16 protein-coding genes are annotated in these 17,524 nt (G+C 56.4%); 8 read left to right on the plus strand and 8 right to left on the minus strand.

The annotated features are described in order from the left end of the window. Positions 1-2: 2 nt before the first annotated feature. From fliM to ATHL_RS13855, 5 genes are read right to left on the minus strand one after another with little or no spacing between them, the layout of a single operon-like run. Positions 3-1,043, minus strand: a complete 1,041-nt coding sequence (gene fliM, locus ATHL_RS13835; RefSeq protein WP_062195038.1) for a flagellar motor switch protein FliM — start codon at positions 1,041-1,043, stop codon at positions 3-5. Positions 1,044-1,045: 2 nt separating this feature from the next. Further along, the gene (locus ATHL_RS13840; RefSeq protein WP_062195040.1) at positions 1,046-1,657 is read right to left on the minus strand and encodes a flagellar basal body-associated FliL family protein; all 612 of its coding nucleotides are present in this window, start codon (positions 1,655-1,657) and stop codon (positions 1,046-1,048) included. A 26-nt stretch (positions 1,658-1,683) separates the two neighbouring features. Beyond that, entirely contained in the window at positions 1,684-2,454 is a 771-nt protein-coding gene (locus ATHL_RS13845) for an OmpA/MotB family protein (protein WP_062195043.1), read from the minus strand. A 3-nt stretch (positions 2,455-2,457) separates the two neighbouring features. Beyond that, the gene (locus ATHL_RS13850; protein WP_084001459.1) at positions 2,458-3,279 is read right to left on the minus strand and encodes a motility protein A; all 822 of its coding nucleotides are present in this window, start codon (positions 3,277-3,279) and stop codon (positions 2,458-2,460) included. Between the two features lie 10 nt (positions 3,280-3,289). Then, positions 3,290-3,523 carry a flagellar FlbD family protein gene (locus ATHL_RS13855; RefSeq protein ID WP_062195082.1) on the minus strand — a complete coding sequence of 78 codons (234 nt, stop codon included), beginning with the start codon at positions 3,521-3,523 and terminating at the stop codon, positions 3,290-3,292. Positions 3,524-3,731: 208 nt separating this feature from the next. Here ATHL_RS13855 and ATHL_RS13860 point away from each other — a divergent pair, with 208 nt between their 5' ends. The 3 genes from ATHL_RS13860 to ATHL_RS13870 are packed head-to-tail and all read left to right on the plus strand — an operon-like array spanning position 3,732 to position 8,976. Continuing rightward, positions 3,732-6,098, plus strand: a complete 2,367-nt coding sequence (locus ATHL_RS13860; protein WP_084001461.1) for a hybrid sensor histidine kinase/response regulator — start codon at positions 3,732-3,734, stop codon at positions 6,096-6,098. Between the two features lie 2 nt (positions 6,099-6,100). Next, positions 6,101-6,877: a response regulator transcription factor gene (locus tag ATHL_RS13865; RefSeq protein ID WP_062195048.1), complete on the plus strand. Its 777-nt coding sequence runs from the start codon at positions 6,101-6,103 to the stop codon at positions 6,875-6,877. 17 nt (positions 6,878-6,894) lie between these two features. Continuing rightward, positions 6,895-8,976 (plus strand): PAS domain-containing sensor histidine kinase, encoded by a 2,082-nt coding sequence (locus ATHL_RS13870; protein ID WP_062195051.1) that lies wholly within the window; start codon positions 6,895-6,897, stop codon positions 8,974-8,976. A 7-nt stretch (positions 8,977-8,983) separates the two neighbouring features. Here the strand turns inward: ATHL_RS13870 and ATHL_RS13875 are convergent, their stop codons facing one another. The 3 genes from ATHL_RS13875 to ATHL_RS13885 are packed head-to-tail and all read right to left on the minus strand — an operon-like array spanning position 8,984 to position 12,592. Continuing rightward, a complete protein-coding gene (locus ATHL_RS13875; protein ID WP_062195053.1) occupies positions 8,984-9,811 on the minus strand; it encodes a formylglycine-generating enzyme family protein in 828 nt (275 codons plus the stop codon). A 19-nt stretch (positions 9,812-9,830) separates the two neighbouring features. Next, the gene (locus ATHL_RS13880; RefSeq protein WP_062195056.1) at positions 9,831-10,865 is read right to left on the minus strand and encodes a glycosyltransferase family protein; all 1,035 of its coding nucleotides are present in this window, start codon (positions 10,863-10,865) and stop codon (positions 9,831-9,833) included. Continuing rightward, the gene (locus ATHL_RS13885) at positions 10,862-12,592 is read right to left on the minus strand and encodes a tetratricopeptide repeat protein (protein ID WP_062195059.1); all 1,731 of its coding nucleotides are present in this window, start codon (positions 12,590-12,592) and stop codon (positions 10,862-10,864) included. Before ATHL_RS13885 ends, ATHL_RS13880 begins: the two co-directional genes overlap by 4 nt. Before the next feature lie 153 nt (positions 12,593-12,745). On the opposite strand from ATHL_RS13885, the gene ATHL_RS13890 reads away from it, so the two are divergent. From ATHL_RS13890 to ATHL_RS13910, 5 genes are all read left to right on the plus strand, one after another. Then, positions 12,746-13,429, plus strand: a complete 684-nt coding sequence (locus tag ATHL_RS13890; protein ID WP_062195061.1) for a M23 family metallopeptidase — start codon at positions 12,746-12,748, stop codon at positions 13,427-13,429. Between the two features lie 68 nt (positions 13,430-13,497). Next, on the plus strand, positions 13,498-14,358 hold the full coding sequence (locus ATHL_RS13895; protein WP_162787719.1) for a hypothetical protein: 861 nt from the start codon (positions 13,498-13,500) through the stop codon (positions 14,356-14,358). Between the two features lie 55 nt (positions 14,359-14,413). After that, positions 14,414-14,989, plus strand: a complete 576-nt coding sequence (locus ATHL_RS13900) for a peptidoglycan DD-metalloendopeptidase family protein (protein WP_062195067.1) — start codon at positions 14,414-14,416, stop codon at positions 14,987-14,989. Between the two features lie 68 nt (positions 14,990-15,057). Beyond that, positions 15,058-15,918: a hypothetical protein gene (locus ATHL_RS13905; RefSeq protein WP_162787719.1), complete on the plus strand. Its 861-nt coding sequence runs from the start codon at positions 15,058-15,060 to the stop codon at positions 15,916-15,918. A 55-nt stretch (positions 15,919-15,973) separates the two neighbouring features. Next, positions 15,974-17,419, plus strand: coding sequence for a serine hydrolase domain-containing protein (locus ATHL_RS13910; RefSeq protein WP_114679505.1), 1,446 nt, complete (start codon positions 15,974-15,976; stop codon positions 17,417-17,419). Positions 17,420-17,524: the final 105 nt, after the last annotated feature.

Below are 17,524 nucleotides of genomic sequence, written 5' to 3' on the forward strand. Positions count from 1 at the left end.
CCTTAATCCTCTTGCTGTGACTCGGATGAATCACGGATAACACCGGTCACCTGAACGGCCAGGTGGTTGCCCGAGCGGCCCACCTTTCCGGTAAATTGTTTCTTTCCTGAAACCAGCACCACCAGCTGGTCGCGCAGGCCTGTGTCTAATTGAATAACATCCCCCACCTGAAGCTCTACCACTTCGCGCAGTGAGAGGCTGGCATTCCCCAGAATCACCCGAATCGGCAGCATCACCCGGCTGACGCTCGCCATGGCCGCCTGCCGCGCGGACGGATCTACCTGAAGCGACTTTCGGCCAGCAATCCAGATATGGGGGTTAAGCACGTTGGCAATGGGCTTCAGCGTGGTAAAGGGGATGAACATGCTCATCGTGCCGGTCACGCCCTGAATTTGCAATTCAAACGTGAGCAACATCACCCGTTCATTGCCCATCACCATCTGCACCCAGTGCTGGTTGGTGGTGCTGTCTTCCAGGGTTGGCTCCACATTGACCACCTTGCTCCAGGCCGCCTTGATATCCCCGATCATATGCTCCACCAGCCCTCGCAAAAGCGACTGGTCAATCTCAGTCAACGGGCGTTCGGTCGACGCCCCCTCGATTTTCCCTCCCAGACGCTGTTCAAGGATCATAATGCTGATGTTCGGGCTGAGGGTGATCACCATTTGCCCGGGGAGAGGGGCCAGGTTAAGCATGTGGAAAAGAGAATTGGGGGGGAAATCTTTGATGAAATCGTGAAAACGTCCCTGTTCGGTATGCACCAGGCGCGGACGCGCCGTGGTGCGCAGGAAAGTCGGCAGGGAAGTTGTCAGGCGCTCAGTCAAATCCTCATGCACCAGCTCCACCGCCCGCATCTGTTCCTTGGAGAAGCGGTCGGGCGACCAGAAGTTGTAGGCGGTGATCTTTTTGCCTTTGGTTTCTTCCGGTTTCGGCGCCCCGGTCTGATTGATTAACTCGGCCAGATTGACGGTCTCCGAACCGTCCTTCTGATCGAGCTCAATCGCCCCCGCGAGTAATGCATCAATTTCCGATTGCGATAACATGGTTACTGCACCACGAATTCTGTGAAGTAGATAGAAATCAACTGATACTCCGGAACACGCTCGGCAATGGCTTGCATCAATTCCTGACGCAGACGTTCCTTTCCTTCAGCGGTATAAAGATCATCAAAAGACTTGGTTGAAAGCAAGGTAATAACCGCATCGTCCATAATAGGCATGCGGGCATTAATCTGGGCAGCAAAATCATCGGTCGCCGAAGCCGCCTCAGTCCCATGCCCGCCTCCGCTGCTTTTTGCAGTGGTGGTCTCACTGGGGGGGGCAAATTCCAATACAATCGTCAACCGGATGTATTTGCGCCCCGATGGATCGGCCAGATTGATGATCTTGGTGGACATATTGAACATTACACCCTGCCCCGGCTTTAAGGGCTCGGGGGTCGGTTCGACGGTGGGCTGGCTGGCCGCCACCACATTTGACCCGTGCCCCCCCAATAACGGCGCCCCGCTATCGCTATACATCAGTCGGAAGGGCTTGGGAAATTCATCCGGCGCGAACACGATATACGCCGTGGCCAGAGAAATGACCGCAATCACAGTGGTCACCAGCGTGGTCATCACTTTGCTTACAATGTTCAGGATCGCTAAAACTTTTTTCATGCGGCGTCTCTCCACAGATAGGGTGTTCAGGGTGCAACTTTGATCTCGCTGGGGCCAATCAGGCTGTTTTCGACCTGATAGATGATCGTAATATCCACCCGCCCGTTCAGTGAGCGGTGTTCTTCCGTATCATTCGGGAAGATGGGATCGTACGGCCCGCGCCCCGCCACGGTCAACCGGCTGGGATCAATGCCAGAATCGATCAGGTATTGCGCTACCACCATCGCACGCGCGATTGAAAGTTCCCATTGAGTGGGGTAACGCGGGTCGGTAGAGGGAGAGTCATCTGTATGCCCCACCAATCGGATCGGGTTGTCAATCTGCCGAATCATGGCCACAATCGTATCCAGCACCGGGCGCACTTCGGGGGGCAATTCCGAGCGCCCCGGCGAAAAGACCAGCTTCTCGCTCAGGGATATCAGCACCCCTTCGATATTGGTCTGTACACTCACCTCATTGCCCAGGTTAGACCCGGCCAGCATCTGTGTTAACTGCCCGGCAACCTCTTCAGACTGGGGCGGCCTTTCGGGAATGCCCGGCACCACAATGGGCTTGGGCTGACCGTTTTCCATACTGCCGCCGCTCTGATTGATCTGAGAGTCCACCACTTTGGCCGGCCCCCCAAGCGAGAAGGCCATACGCATACTCTCAGCCAGCCGTTTATACTTCTCCACATCCACCTGGCCCATCGAGTAGAGCACCACGAACATCACCATCAGCAGGGTGATGAAGTCAGCATAGCTCACCAGCCAGCGCTCGCTGTTTTCGCCACCTTCGCCGCCGCCACCGTGAGACATACCCTACGCTCCTGCCTTTTCAGTCCGCGCCTGTTTCGCTGGCGCGGCAGAGGATTTCTCTTCTTCCCCTTTGACCGCCGAAGGGGGCAGATAGGCATTCAGTTTTTCACGCACGATACGCGGGTTCTCCCCGGCCTGGATGGCCAGAATGCCCTCCAGTTGCATGTAACGGTTGTGAGCTTCTTCTTCACTCTTGGCTTTCAACTTTCCGCTCATCGGCAGAAAGATCAGGTTGGCGCTCAACAACCCCCACAGGGTTGCCAGGAAGGCTCCTGCAATCGAGCGGGCCAGTGCATTGGGATCATCGAGCTGTTTGAGCACCGAGATCAGCCCCATCACTGTACCGATAATGCCAAAGGTCGGAGAAAACCCCCCTGCCGCCGCAAAAAAGCCAATTCCCGCCCGGTGACGGGATTGCATCTGTTGAATATTGGTCTCAAGGATCGCCCGCACCTGAGCCGCGTCCACCCCATCTACCACCATCATGATCCCCTTCTGAACAAAGGGGTCTTCAATCTTCCGGCTTTCTTCCTCCAGCGAAAGCAGCCCCTCGCGGCGGGCGCGATCGGCCATGTGCACCAGTTGCTCAATCGATTCATGATGATCCACTTTCTGGGTGGTAAAGGCCTTAATCAGGATTTTTGGCAGTTTGGTGAGCGTGCTCAACGACGTGGTGATCGTGGTCGCCATGATCGCCCCGAAGAAGGTCAGCAAAATGGCCGAAGGATGGGCCAGCAACTCTGCCGGTGAGCCGCCATCCATGATCAACACTACGATGACGATCACCAGAGCGCCGCCCAAACCCAGAATGGTTGCGATATCCATACTTCTCTCCTTACTCGATGGTTGCCGGGGTGTCTTCCTGCATGTCTCCGGCAGAGGAAACCCGGCCGCGTACCTGCCGCTGGTAAGCGATGAACCGCTCGATCACCTCATCAGCTCTTTCTCGAACCACGAATTTCTTTTCGTTGGTCAGGGTGATGACCGTGTCGGGCGTTTCCTCAATGGACTGGATCAATTCTGCATTGAGATAAATTTGCGTACCGTTGAAGCGCGTTACCAGAATCACCGATGGCATCCTTTCCAGCCGCCGTATCAGCCGGCTTCCGAGGATGAATTTAACACACCCCGGCGTCCATTCATGTAAACCCGGCGTGAAAGCAAAGTAAAGAATGGCTAAAAAACCGCAAAACTCTTAATGGATTGTAAAGAGTCGGCCCGGTAGAACTTGCTATAATGAGCCTTGCTTCTCAAGAAAATTGTGACGGAGTATCCCTTTGGGTCACGATACTTATCGCGTGCTCGTGTTCGACGACGACGAAGCCCTTGGCGAAATGCTACGGGAGTACTTGAGCATTTCGTGCAATTGCGTGGTAGACGTGGTCAGCACCGAACAGGACTTCTGGCCCAGGCTCTCTTCCACCCGGTACGATATCCTCTTTCTGGATTATCAATTGCGAGAAACTACCGGGCTGGCTATCCTCAGCCAGATGAAAGACCACAACAACATGCCCCCCACGGTGATGATGACCGGCCAGGGGAACGAGAAAGTCGCCGCTCAAGCCATTCAGGATGGCGCCATTGACTACCTCACCAAGGGAGAGTATGCCTTCACAGAACTCCCCGGGTTGATCGAGCGTGCCGTGCGGTTGCGCCGTGTGCAGGAAACCATGCGCTCCTCCTCGGAGAAAATCCGCTACCAGTCCATGCTCCTCGATAACCTTCGGGATGCCGTTGTGGTGTGGGGAGCGGATGGAATCATCACCTACTGGAACGAAGCCGCCGCTGATTTATACAATCTCCGCGCCGACCAGATGGTGGGAAAACCCGTAGATACGCATTTCTTCCCGCTGTTTTCAACCCCCGTGCTCTGGAAAGGTTTACCCCCCGATGAAAACCTCCAGGCAGAACGCCAGTTTGAGACCCCCCACCGCGGCACACTGTGGATCAGCTCGGTGATCAGCCCGCTGGTCGATCGCGAAGGCCAGGTCTCCGGGTATATGGATGTCTCACGTGACATCACAACCGCCAAACTGATCGAGCAGGTATTACAGACGCGCCTCGAAGGAGAACGTCTGCTGGCGTCGCTCTCTTCAGATTTCATTCAAACCCCCGAATCGGTGGCTCATCCCAAGTTCAGCCACGCTCTGGAGGCCATCTCCACGTTCATTCAGGCCAACCAGGGCATCCTCTTTCTGAACGAAAATGATATTCTCGAAAGCCGGGCCTATTTCCCTGCCCTTGAGCTTTCCCTTGATCGTCCACTTCACATCCTCCCGTTAGATGAATTTCCCTGGCTGCGTCCTTTGCTTCTTCACCGGCAAATTGCCATCCTGCCCACCGGAAACATCCCCGGCCTTGCTTCCATCCTTGGCCATAAGAAAAGCCGCGGAAGCATCGTGCTCCTCCCCCTGACCGCTCAGGGACAAAACTACGGCCTGCTTCTATTCCACTTACCCGCCCACCTGCCCGGCTGGGAAAACAACTTTGGGAACGTGCTCATCACCTTCAGCCGCATCTTACTGGGCACCTTACTCCAGATCCGTGCGAATCAAAAGCTCAAAGCCAGCGAAGAGCGTTACCGGGCGATCGTTGAGGATTACCAGACCGAAATGATCTGCCATTTCCAAGACGATGGTGTTCTCACCTTCGTCAACGAAGCCTGCTGCCACTACTTCCAGACCAATCGCTGGCAGCTCATCGGCAGAAATTTCCTGGAAAAGATTCTGGAAGAAGACCGTCCGGCCGTTCGCGCGCTGATCACCAGCCTGACCAGAGAACAACCCGCGGCCCGCTCCATTCATCGCGCCCTGAACTCGCAGGGAGAAGTTTGCTGGCACGAGTGGAGCATCCGCCGCATCGACGATTCATCGAACAGCCTGGTCGAGTATCAGGCCGTCGGGCGCGACATCACCGATCGAAAGAAAATGGAAGCCGAGGTGCAAATGGCTCATCAGCAGGTGGCTGAAGCCGCCCGCCTGGCCTCGGTGGGGCGGCTCGCCGCCAGCGTGGCCCATCAGATCAGTAACCCCCTCACCACCATCATCGCTGAAGGGCAAATCCTCAGGCAATCCCTGGATAAAACGGACCCCGCTTATGAATCGGCTGAAGCCATCGAGCAGGCCGGCTGGCGCGCCCAGCAGGTGATTGACGTGCTCCTGAAATTCTCAGAAGCCTCCAAAGATGAATGGGAAGGCCTGCCGATTCAGGAAACCATCCGCCAGGCGGCCTTGCTGGCGAGCGCTCAAGTTCTTGCGGACCATCTCAGGCTGGAGATGAGCCTCCCAGAGGAACCCCTTTTCGTGTGGGGCAACCGCCAGCAGCTCATTGACCTCTGGCTTAATTTCTTTCTGGGGATCCCTTCCCTCTATAAAAAAGACCAGGAGAAATCCTTATATCTTGAGGTTTCCGGCCCCACCCATTCCTATATCACGGTTAAAATAAGCATGCAGGGCCTCATCCTTACAGAAGACGAAAGAATCGCTCTCTTCGAGCCTAAAATGATCCCAACCAGCCTGCCAGCCGGCACCGGCATGGAATTGACCATCTGCCGTGAAATTCTTCGGAGGCATAACGGGCAGGTGCAGGTAAGCGGGACAGATCATGCGACTGTGATTGAGATTTTTTTACCTGAAGGGGAGTGAACATGAATCCGGCGGATATTTTAATTATTGAAGATGATGAGATCGTTGCCAGAACCATTGAACGCTGCCTGCGCGGCAATGAATACCGGGTGAGAGTCACCCACTCCGGTGTAGAGGGCCTTCAGGCGGCACGGCGGGAGCCGCCCGACCTGGTCATTCTGGATGTGATCATGCCCGGAATGGATGGTTACACGGTGTGCCGGGAAATGCGCCAGGATACACTTCTCGCAGAGGTTCCCATCCTCTTCCTTACCGCAAAGGCAAAAGACGAAGACAAAATTACCGGCCTCAGCGCTGGTGCCGATGACTACCTGGGAAAGCCTTTCAACGTCGATGAGCTTCTCCTGCGCATTCGGGCCATTCTGCGGCGCACCCGGCAAATGCATGCCGATTCTCAAGCGGCTTCCCAGGTGCGTTCCGCCGGTGAAGAGGTTAAAACCCTTCCCCTCGGAAAGGAAGACCGCATTCTTGCCATTGGGCCCTATACCCTGAACACTCGCACCTACGAGTTTTCGGGCCCAAAAACTGGCAAATTCCGGCTCACACCTGTGCAGTATGATTTACTCTACCATCTCATGAGCCACCCCGGAGAAATCTTCTCTCCCGCCCGCCTGCTGGATGAAGTGTGGGATTATCCCAGTGACGCTGGCAGCCCTGACCTGGTGCGGGTTCACATCAAGAATCTGCGAGAACGCATCGAAGAAGACCCTCGCAATCCGAAATTTATTCGTACTGTGCCCGGCTACGGGTACACCATTCAACCTGAAGAAGAATCCTGATCGGTAGGCTTTGATTCATGACCTCTGCTCCCCTCCATGACTGGCAAACCGCCGAGTATCTTGCCGATTTGCTTGCCCACCCCGCCGACCTGCCTTCAACCCTGACCCAGGCATTGCATGTGGTATTGAATGCCCTCAACCGTGAAAGCGCGGCCCTGTTCATCAAACCCCTGGCCGATGGAACACCCCCTTTCTGGGTACCACACCACATTCCCTTCAGCCTCCAGCCTCAGGTAGAAAATCTCGCCAGCCCGCTCTCATTTTTCGCTCAAGATCTTCTCGAACGCCCCGAAATTCTCCCCGCAGGGCACCCTTTTGAGATCAGCGAAGCCTTGCCGGTATCCTTTAACGATGAAACCCTGGCCGTTTTATTTTTATGGGGAAGGCCGCTCACAGCTGAAGATCGTTTGCGCTCTCAGGCTTTGCTCCGACCGCTGGGGCGCGCTCTTTATACCTCCAAATTCCACCAGAGTGTATCGAACGACGGGCAAATCCTGCCTGCCCTGCAGGCCCTGATCCATGCCTATACCAACGCATACGATTCTCACCTGCTCCAGCGTCAGTACCTCCAGAGCCTGCAAACCATCTTCCAGGCCGAGGATGCCCTGCTCTTCCTGCTCGATGACCACAACCCCCGGCTGGCCATCCAGAAGCATCTCGATGCCAACGGGAACTGGGAAGAACGCACCACCCTTGATACAGGCTCCACCTTCATCCTTCCATCCGGCCAGGAACCTCAGGCTTCAGAAGCCGCAGCCCCAACGGCCGGGCAGATCATCTCCTGGTTAAATGCCTCCATGGGCGGTTCGATTCAGAACATCGTTTTCTCTCTTCTCGTTTCGAATCGCAACCCGGTGGGCATGGCCGTGCTCGTCAATCCCCGGCTGGACGACTCTGATCCCTACCGGAAGAGCCTTCTTCAGCTCACTTCCAGCCTGCTGGCCAACGCCATTGTCTCCCAGCGACAGTTGTTGAGCCTGAAGATCACCATCGCCGATCTCGAAGCCAGCCGCTGGGAAATCATTCATTCCCGGAACACCCTGCGTACCTTTTTCGACAGCATTCCCGCGTCGGTGTATATCATCGATCGAAATTACGTGCTGATCTCGGTGAACCTTAAGCGCAGTCAGCGGGTGAACCGCCACCCCAGTGAACTGGTCGGGCGGAAGTGTTACGAGCAGTTTTATCACCGCATGGACCCCTGCCCCGGCTGTCGGGCCATGGAGACCTTCGCCTCTGCTGTGATCACCAGCCGCTACGCGCGTGAATGGTACGACCAGGAACGGTTTGTGGAATGGGAAATCACCACCTTTCCCATCCAGGAACAAACCAACCTGCCTCATCAGGTGATCCTCTTTGAAGAAGATGTGACTGAAAAGCGCACCCTGGAAGCCAGCCTGATTCAGACCGAGAAACTTGCCGCTGTGGGACAGCTGGCCGCCGGTGTGGCCCATGAAATCAACAACCCCCTTGCCGCCATCATCGCCAACTCTCAAATGCTCCTGCGCGATGTTCCATCCACCGACCGAGACCTGGTCGAATCGCTGAAACTGATCGAGACGGCCGGTGTACGCGCCTCTCAGGTGGTGACCAACCTGCTGGGCATTGCCCGAAAAGAGAAAAAATACGAGTTTGAACTCCTCGACCTGAATGAAACCATTCGCGGGGCGCTTTCCCTTGTCAACCATGAGCTGGTTCAACGCGCCATCGAAGTGAAGCTTGACCTGCAGGAAGACATGCCCGAACTCATGGCCAGCAGGCATCACCTGCAGGGGGTATGGATCAACCTGATCGTCAACGGCATCGATGCCATTGACCATCCCGGCGGGCGCATTACAATCACCTCACGCTACCACGAGGGTGAGTTCCGCGTGACGATCGCTGATAACGGCAAGGGCATCCCCCGGGAACAGCTCTCAAAGATCTTCGAGCCTTTCTTCACCACCAAGGCGGCCGGCAAAGGAACCGGGCTGGGGCTTTCGGTTTGCCTGCGTGTGATCAAAGAGCACCGGGGCAATATTCTCGTCGACAGCCAGCCCGGGGTTGGAACCACCTTCACCATCCTTCTGCCCGATCTCTCTGCCACCACTAAAAGCTGAGAAGACCTCATTCATCGGGAGTTCGCGCGAGCCGAAAACCAATGGATGGAGAAGAATGGTTGGGCATCATTCCTTCACGCGCCGCACAGCGCGCCAGTTTTCGAGAGTAATACCACGCCCCCCCGCGGATGACATACCGCGCGTCCAGGCGCTGTTCTTCACGGCCATCCAGCGGGTCATACGGGTAGGGCATGAAGATGGTACTCGTCCACTCCCAGACGTTCCCCACCATGTCCACAGCTCCCCACAGGCTATCGCCGCCCGGTGAGTACGCCCCAACCGGCGTGGTGCCTTTCTTCCCGCTCTCCGATGTATTGCACCGCCACGGATCAAAAGTATTCCCCCACGGGTAAATCCGCCCATCCTCACCGCGCGCACTGAGTTCCCATTCTGCCTCGGTGGGTAACCGAAAGTGCAGCCCCGTACGCCGATTCAACCACTCAATATAGGCTTCCGCGTCAATTTTTGAAATCCCTACCACCGGGTGCAGGGCAGTCCCATCGGGGTAGCTGAAACCATTCCACCCCTTAGGAAGCCGATAACTGGTATCCCAGATGAAATAATGATATTCCGCATTGGTCACCGGATGTTTGGCAATTTCGAACGCCTCAACATGAACCTCGTGTTGCGGTTGCTCACTTTCAAAAAGATCATTATCCGACCATTCATAAGCCCAATCGGCCTCTTTGAGTTGAAGGCGCATGATATCTTCATCGCTGGTACCCATGAGAAAGGAACACGCCGGAATCGAGATCATGACCGGTAGTTTAATCTTCGCCGTAGTCGGGTCAATGGCCCCGGTCACGACTTCTTTGTTAATAATTTTCTTTCCCATCGTCGCCTCACTCCAGTTTCTACATCACACTGGCATAGATTGTTGCAATCGCATGAATGTTTTCATGAACATCCTGGCCCAGCGCAACCAGGAAGGCCTCTCCACCAGCCTCTGCCTGATAGCCCTCCAGATGATCAATCACCTCAAGAATGGCCCGCCGCCACTCATAAGGTGTGTTCCTCACCAGCCAGCCATACCGCGCAAATTCATGATACGGTTGAACATCGCTGGCAATCCAGGGCACCCGGGCAGCCATGTACTCCAGCACACGCCTGCGCCCGATGCGCGTCCCTGATACCCCGTCAGCAGGGGCAAGGCCCACATCCAACCCCGAAAGCAAGCGCGGCCACTCTTCTAAAGACGTCAGGGCCACGGGAACAAACCAGGGCTCCTCAAATCCTGCAAACCCTTTGGATGAAAGGCCGGGATGAGGTACAAAGAACCTCACCTGCGGGCGAAGTCGCCCTACCTCATTCAGCATGGCGATCATATCGGGCAAAAAAGCAAACTCGCTGGCTTCATCTTCACGGGGAAGGCCAACCCACACCTCCCCCGGATGTTCCGTACGCGGCGTTAAATACCGGTTCAGATCAAGATAATCTGGCAGGTAAATGGAGCGGGTGTACACTGCACAATCATCCGCCAGACGCTGTGAGCCAGCCGTGATCAAATCCGCCATGCGTAATCCGCTCCGAAATTTCTCCTCTGCGATTGAATCGTGAATTTCCCAGCCCGAATAACGCCGCATCCGTTCACCCCGGAAATCGGCAGAGGGAAGAGGATGATCGAGATCAATGATAATTTTTTTACCCCGCGCTTTCCAGAAAGGAATGGCCTGGATCACGCGCTCATCCATCAACCGGTGAAAGATCAAAAGGTCAGCCGCCTCACAGGCAGCAACTGCCCGATCATTGTTCCGAAGGAGCTCCTCCAGCTCGATCACCACCGCCTGGTAAAGCCCACTCTCCGTCAGAGCGGCGGCAAGGTTCCGGCACCGTCCAACGACGCTCTCACGGTCTATCCATCGAGAAGAACCTGCAAAAACGATCTTCACCTTATCTGCACTCCGATTGCCTCTCCCGAATGATCTTTCTTCTCGGGCTCCTTCGCTCCGACAACCTCCTGAATGACTCGCAGCCAGAGCCGCCCTGTGCGAGATACCTCACGCTTCAGAGCAGTCAGGCGCCCCGCACGAGAAAGGTTCTGGCGATATTCCGCATCCAGCACCAGCTGACGCAGCACCTGATGCCACTCCTCAAGCGATTCCACAAGTACCCCCCCTTCACCCCAGTCTCTAAAAGCTGGAACCGGTGAGGCAACCCACGGGATTCCCCGCGCCCCGGCTTCCAGAAGGGGTGTATCAGAAACCGTGCGGTAAAACGGCTGGTTGCCCAGAGGCACAAGGAGCAGATCCATCTGGCTCAGAAGATAGGGATGTTCACTGGCCGGTAAGGATGGAAGATACACGCGCCGCGATTCAGGGAGAGCATCAAACAGGCGATAGGCCGCCATATCACCGATAATCACCACCTGAGTCTGCGGAAACTCACGCAGAATACGGAGCACCACCCTGCGCACCATCGCCAGGTCTTCCATCTGACCGGGGTTGCCCATCCATCCCAGGTTAAAGGTGTTCCTCGCCGAAGACCGTTGCTCCCAGAGCGGGTTCTTCCGGCTCCAGGTATCCGGAATATATCGAGCAGGATGACCCGCTTCGCACATCACCTCTGCCAGAGCCTGTGAGTTCACCACCACCCGGCTGGCCAGGAATAAACTGGCCGTATACCCCCGCGCACGAGAGGGGGAGCTCAAACCGATCTTTCCGTAGAGAGGATGCGAAACCGGTAAATTTTCAACATCGGTATCAAGGTCAACAAGAATCGGCACATTGTAAGCCGCCAGGGTGGCCAGGGTTTCAAGCAGAGACGGATCAGAATGGGGATTGCTGGCAATCACCACATCCGCACAACGGGCATCCTGAACCTCAAACGCCCCCGAAATTTGCACCCTGCCGCCGTACTGTTCGATGGCTTCGGCAAGAAGCGCCATTCGGCCCGAAAGGTTCTCCGGATCAGGTGCCAGGATCAGGACTTTTCCATGAAAGGAGGGAGAACCCCCTCCCTGTTCCAGAGCCAGCTTTTCCTCTTCCTGTTCGGCCTGTTTCTGAAGCAGGATATTCTGCTGTAAGGCCCGTAACCCTTCGGCTAAATCGGCGCGGCCATCCAGCTCTGCCTGACGAACATTGAGTTCCAGGAGCGCGGGCAGTAAATCGTCAATTTCCTCTAAGTGCAGAGCCACCTGTTCGGCGGGGCTTTCGCTGTGAATGATCAGCTCCAGCAGGCGGGCGGCTTTTTCAATGGCGTGATCGGTCAATTGAGGGGGCTTTCCCATCAACCTTTGCAGAAGACGCCCAACCGCCCCCGGAGCAAGGGGGTCCTTCTCGGCCTCTACCGAGGGCGATTCTGCCGCGGCCAGGTCGTACTGACGCCGAACAGCCAGGTTCGCCGGGTCAATCTCCAGCGCACGCTGATAAAGAGCCTGCGCCGTGAGAGGATCACCGCTGGCCAGGTATAAATTGCCAATCACCAGCAGTGCATCGACGTCTTGAGGGTAATCTCGCAAGATACCACGGTACACCTCCAGAGCCGCCTCGAGATCGTTCTGGTGAAGGTAAGTTCTCCCCATGATCTTGCGAAATTTCAGGTCCGAAGGTGGCGGACCCGATTGCGACACCGTCATGCCATCTAACTCCCGATAAGAAGTCTCCAGAGACCCGTCCATGGTGCTTCAACTATACCGTTACCCCTCCCGGGAGGCAGTAAAACCTTCCTGAAAATGGCGTAAAGAGCAGGTAAACGGAGGTTGCGCTTTTTTTAAAAAGATTAATGCCCGTTTTACAGACAAGCAGGGGCTTTCCATATATAGTAGGCCCGTATGATCGATTCGTATAACCCTCTGTCAGTTCAAAAAGTCCTCACTGGCCTCTCAGCTTCTTCCAGCACCGCACCCCAGAGGAACAGCGCCGATCCCTCTTTCCAGCAACTGCTATCGATGGCAATGCTGGGTGGAGGGCTGTCTTCAGAAGAGAGCAACAACGGAGTGGGTTCACTGATGCTCCCTCTCATGCTCCTCCTGCTGGAAAAGATCCTTTCCCTGCAAGCCACTCAAGAAGGAACCGAAGAAGATAAGTCAGGCACGCCGGAGGTGAGCAATCAGGTAGACACGACCCGGCCGGACGAATCGCCCCGGGGCGACCCCGGCGTTCCTTCAGGCCGCCCGGTAGGGGGAGTGCTCACCCAGGGGTATCATGCTCACCATTACGGACTGGACTTCGGCATCCCGGTGGGCACGGCGGTGAAATCTACCATGGATGGAAAAGTGGTGTATGCCGGTTGGAACAACCAGGGTTACGGCAATCTGGTGATCGTTGAAAATGGACCCTATCGAACCTACTATGCCCATCTTTCCGAAATTCCCGTGCGCATGGGCGAGCACGTCTCCCGCGGTGATGTAGTGGGCCTTTCGGGCAACACAGGCAATTCCACCGGCCCTCATCTCCACTACGAGATCCGTTATGAGATGAAACCACTCGACCCAACCGGTCAGACTTTACGGTGAGTCATAACCGGAGAAAGAAAGCATGGCCCAGCCCTGTCTCCGATCTTCTCTCGCCCGGGGTAATCCGCGTGGACGATACCACTGAGATCCTCACTCTGCTGCGATTGATCGCCCGGAACGAAACGGTTCTCCGCCTGGAGAACTACTACAAGGGTTTGCCTGTCTCTTATGAAGCTACCATTTTAGCTCTCGGCTCTGACTACGCCGAATTACGCTGCAACCGTTACCAGATTGCCTGCCTGTACCTCAACCGCGAAACCTGCCTGGTCGGTGACGAAATTGCCGTGCCCATCGCGGCTCAGGTTGCCTTTTTGCGCCCCTCTTCTCTGAGTGTTGTCCTGCACAGGTTCCAATATGCCCGGAATAAAATCGGCCTGCGTAACCAGATTCGCGTACAGCCCGAAGAGCCGGTCGTCGTTCACCTTCGATTGAAGAACGCCCTTTCTGCTGTTCAGGGCTTGCTGGCAGATATATCCACCGAAGGTCTGGGGTTGTATCTGGACCGTTCTCTATTCCTTCCGCGGCTTTACCAGCCAGGGGTCGAAGTTTCTCTGACGCTCAAATTGCCCATCAGCGTCACCCCCGCCCGCCAGACCGGAAACCTCACCATCACCACCGGCGACCTGACCACACGCTTCAGCCGGGAACAAATTCGCGGGCTGAACCTTGGTCTGGAGCCGGGTGAGGCCCAGCGCAAACCCGGCGTTCCGGCCGGGCAGGAGATGCCCAGCGGACAGATCACTGCCAGAGGCATCCTCATTAACCTTCGCCCTGAACTTCACAGCCAGCGCTACCGGCTGGGCATCCGCTTCTTCCCGGATGAACGCACCCGCCAGACGATCGCCCAGTTCATTTCTCTGCGCCAGTCGGCCATCATCCGCGAGTTCAAAACCCTTTACGAGGCCATCAGCCAGCTCGACCAGGCCTGACCCCTTCCGATAATTCGGGGCTATAATGATGGATGATCCCTGGAAGGAGGTTTCCATGATTATCCATCCATTGCAACGCACCACCCCTGAAGCGGTGGGTATTTCCTCCCGGGCCATTCTGGCCTTTGTGGATGAAGCCGAAGCCGCCCTTGACGAACTGCACAGTTTTATGCTCCTGCGCCACGGGAAGGTGGCTGCAGAAGGCTGGTGGAAGCCTTACGCTCCTCATCTGCCGCACATGCTGTTTTCGCTCAGCAAAAGCTTCACCTCCACCGCCATTGGTCTGGCGGTCGCCGAGGGTCGCCTCTCGATTGATGACCCCGTGCTGAAATTCTTTCCCGAAGAAGCTCCCCCCTCTCCTTCAGAAAACCTCAAAGCCATGCGCCTGCGCCAGCTCCTCTCGATGTCTACCGGGCAGGGTTACGGCAATCTGGTGATCGTTGAAAATGGACCCTATCGAACCTACTATGCCCATCTTTCCGAAATTCCCGTGCGCATGGGCGAGCACGTCTCCCGCGGTGATGTAGTGGGCCTTTCGGGCAACACAGGCAATTCCACCGGCCCTCATCTCCACTACGAGATCCGTTATGAGATGAAACCACTCGACCCAACCGGTCAGACTTTACGGTGAGTCATAACCGGAGAAAGAAAGCATGGCCCAGCCCTGTCTCCGATCTTCTCTCGCCCGGGGTAATCCGCGTGGACGATACCACTGAGATCCTCACTCTGCTGCGATTGATCGCCCGGAACGAAACGGTTCTCCGCCTGGAGAACTACTACAAGGGTTTGCCTGTCTCTTATGAAGCTACCATTTTAGCTCTCGGCTCTGACTACGCCGAATTACGCTGCAACCGTTACCAGATTGCCTGCCTGTACCTCAACCGCGAAACCTGCCTGGTCGGTGACGAAATTGCCGTGCCCATCGCGGCTCAGGTTGCCTTTTTGCGCCCCTCTTCTCTGAGTGTTGTCCTGCACAGGTTCCAATATGCCCGGAATAAAATCGGCCTGCGTAACCAGATTCGCGTACAGCCCGAAGAGCCGGTCGTCGTTCACCTTCGATTGAAGAACGCCCTTTCTGCTGTTCAGGGCTTGCTGGCAGATATATCCACCGAAGGTCTGGGGTTGTATCTGGACCGTTCTCTATTCCTTCCGCGGCTTTACCAGCCAGGGGTCGAAGTTTCTCTGACGCTCAAATTGCCCATCAGCGTCACCCCCGCCCGCCAGACCGGAAACCTCACCATCACCACCGGCGACCTGACCACACGCTTCAGCCGGGAACAAATTCGCGGGCTGAACCTTGGTCTGGAGCCGGGTGAGGCCCAGCGCAAACCCGGCGTTCCGGCCGGGCAGGAGATGCCCAGCGGACAGATCACTGCCAGAGGCATCCTCATTAACCTTCGCCCTGAACTTCACAGCCAGCGCTACCGGCTGGGCATCCGCTTCTTCCCGGATGAACGCACCCGCCAGACGATCGCCCAGTTCATTTCTCTGCGCCAGTCGGCCATCATCCGCGAGTTCAAAACCCTTTACGAGGCCATCAGCCAGCTCGACCAGGCCTGACCCCTTCCGATAATTCGGGGCTATAATGATGGATGATCCCTGGAAGGAGGTTTCCATGATTATCCATCCATTGCAACGCACCACCCCTGAAGCGGTGGGTATTTCCTCCCGGGCCATTCTGGCCTTTGTGGATGAAGCCGAAGCCGCCCTTGACGAACTGCACAGTTTTATGCTCCTGCGCCACGGGAAGGTGGCTGCAGAAGGCTGGTGGAAGCCTTACGCTCCTCATCTGCCGCACATGCTGTTTTCGCTCAGCAAAAGCTTCACCTCCACCGCCATTGGTCTGGCGGTCGCCGAGGGTCGCCTCTCGATTGATGACCCCGTGCTGAAATTCTTTCCCGAAGAAGCTCCCCCCTCTCCTTCAGAAAACCTCAAAGCCATGCGCCTGCGCCAGCTCCTCTCGATGTCTACCGGGCACCAGGAAGACACCACCGGGCGCATGACTTCAGCCGAAGACGGTAACTGGGTGCGGGCCTTCCTTTCGCTCTCGGTAGAACACAAACCGGGCACCCATTTTGTGTATAACAGTGGCGCCACGTACATGCTCTCGGCGGTCATCCAGAAAGTGACCGGCACAACCCTGCTCGAATACCTCAAGCCCCGCCTCTTCGAGCCACTGGGCATCGAAAATCCCACCTGGGAAACCTGCCCGCGCGGGATCAATGTGGGTGGCTGGGGACTGTCCATCCGCACAGAAGATATTGCCCGTTTCGGGCAGTTGCTCCTGCAAAAAGGGCTCTGGGAAGGCAAACAGATCGTTCCAGAAACCTGGGTAGAAGAAGCCACCTCCCGCCAGGTTTCCAATGGCAGTAACCCCGAAAGCGACTGGGAACAGGGATACGGCTATCAATTCTGGCGCTGTCGGCATGGTGCCTACCGCGGCGATGGCGCCTTCGGGCAGTTCTGCCTGGTAATGCCATCCCAGGATGCCGTCCTGGCCATCACCGCAGGCGTGGGCGACATGCAGGCCGTGCTCAACCTCATCTGGAAGCACCTGCTCCCCGCCATGCAGTCTGCCCCCCTGCCAGAAGACCCCTCCCTCCATCAAACCCTCAACCAGCGCCTCACCCATCTGGCCCGGCCGCTCCCAACAGGGATTACCCCGCCTGACCTCTCGGCCAGCGTCACCGGCAAACGCTATGTCTTCCCGGAAAACGAGATGAAGCTCCAGGCGGCAACCTTCGGGTTTACCGACCATGGCTCTACCCTGACCCTGGAAATGAACGGGGACACCCAGCAAGTGCTCTGCGGCGCAGGGGAATGGGTGGAGGGAAAGATGCGCTTCCTGCAGCCTCAGCCCGCACCTGTCATGGCAGCAGGGGCATGGATTTCGGCAGATACCTATCGGGCAGTGTTGCGTTTTCACACTTCGCCCTTCTACCTTACCCTCACCGCCCGCTGGAGCGATGCCGGTACCACCCTGCACTGGAACGCCCGCATGAATGTTTCGTTTGGCCCAACCCAGTTCCCTGAACTGGTAGGGAAAGCACAATCCATTTAAGAAAAGAAAGAAAAAACGCAGGGTGATCGTTCCAGTATTGGTAAAACAATGGTGAAGGAACAGGAATGAGGGCTGCCCCCTGGCGAATTACCAGGGTTACGCCAT

Origin of the sequence: Anaerolinea thermolimosa (assembly GCF_001050195.2) — a bacterium.
GTDB lineage: Bacteria > Chloroflexota > Anaerolineae > Anaerolineales > Anaerolineaceae > Anaerolinea > Anaerolinea thermolimosa.

Coding starts and splice junctions, on each gene's coding strand:
- fliM (WP_062195038.1), bottom strand. CDS start 1,043: ATGTTATCGCAATCGGAAATTGATGCATTACTCGCGGGGGCGATTGAG.
- ATHL_RS13840 (WP_062195040.1), bottom strand. CDS start 1,657: ATGAAAAAAGTTTTAGCGATCCTGAACATTGTAAGCAAAGTGATGACC.
- ATHL_RS13845 (WP_062195043.1), bottom strand. CDS start 2,454: ATGTCTCACGGTGGCGGCGGCGAAGGTGGCGAAAACAGCGAGCGCTGG.
- ATHL_RS13850 (WP_084001459.1), bottom strand. CDS start 3,279: ATGGATATCGCAACCATTCTGGGTTTGGGCGGCGCTCTGGTGATCGTC.
- ATHL_RS13865 (WP_062195048.1), top strand. CDS start 6,101: ATGAATCCGGCGGATATTTTAATTATTGAAGATGATGAGATCGTTGCC.
- ATHL_RS13870 (WP_062195051.1), top strand. CDS start 6,895: ATGACCTCTGCTCCCCTCCATGACTGGCAAACCGCCGAGTATCTTGCC.
- ATHL_RS13875 (WP_062195053.1), bottom strand. CDS start 9,811: ATGGGAAAGAAAATTATTAACAAAGAAGTCGTGACCGGGGCCATTGAC.
- ATHL_RS13885 (WP_062195059.1), bottom strand. CDS start 12,592: ATGGACGGGTCTCTGGAGACTTCTTATCGGGAGTTAGATGGCATGACG.
- ATHL_RS13890 (WP_062195061.1), top strand. CDS start 12,746: ATGATCGATTCGTATAACCCTCTGTCAGTTCAAAAAGTCCTCACTGGC.
- ATHL_RS13900 (WP_062195067.1), top strand. CDS start 14,414: ATGATTATCCATCCATTGCAACGCACCACCCCTGAAGCGGTGGGTATT.
- ATHL_RS13910 (WP_114679505.1), top strand. CDS start 15,974: ATGATTATCCATCCATTGCAACGCACCACCCCTGAAGCGGTGGGTATT.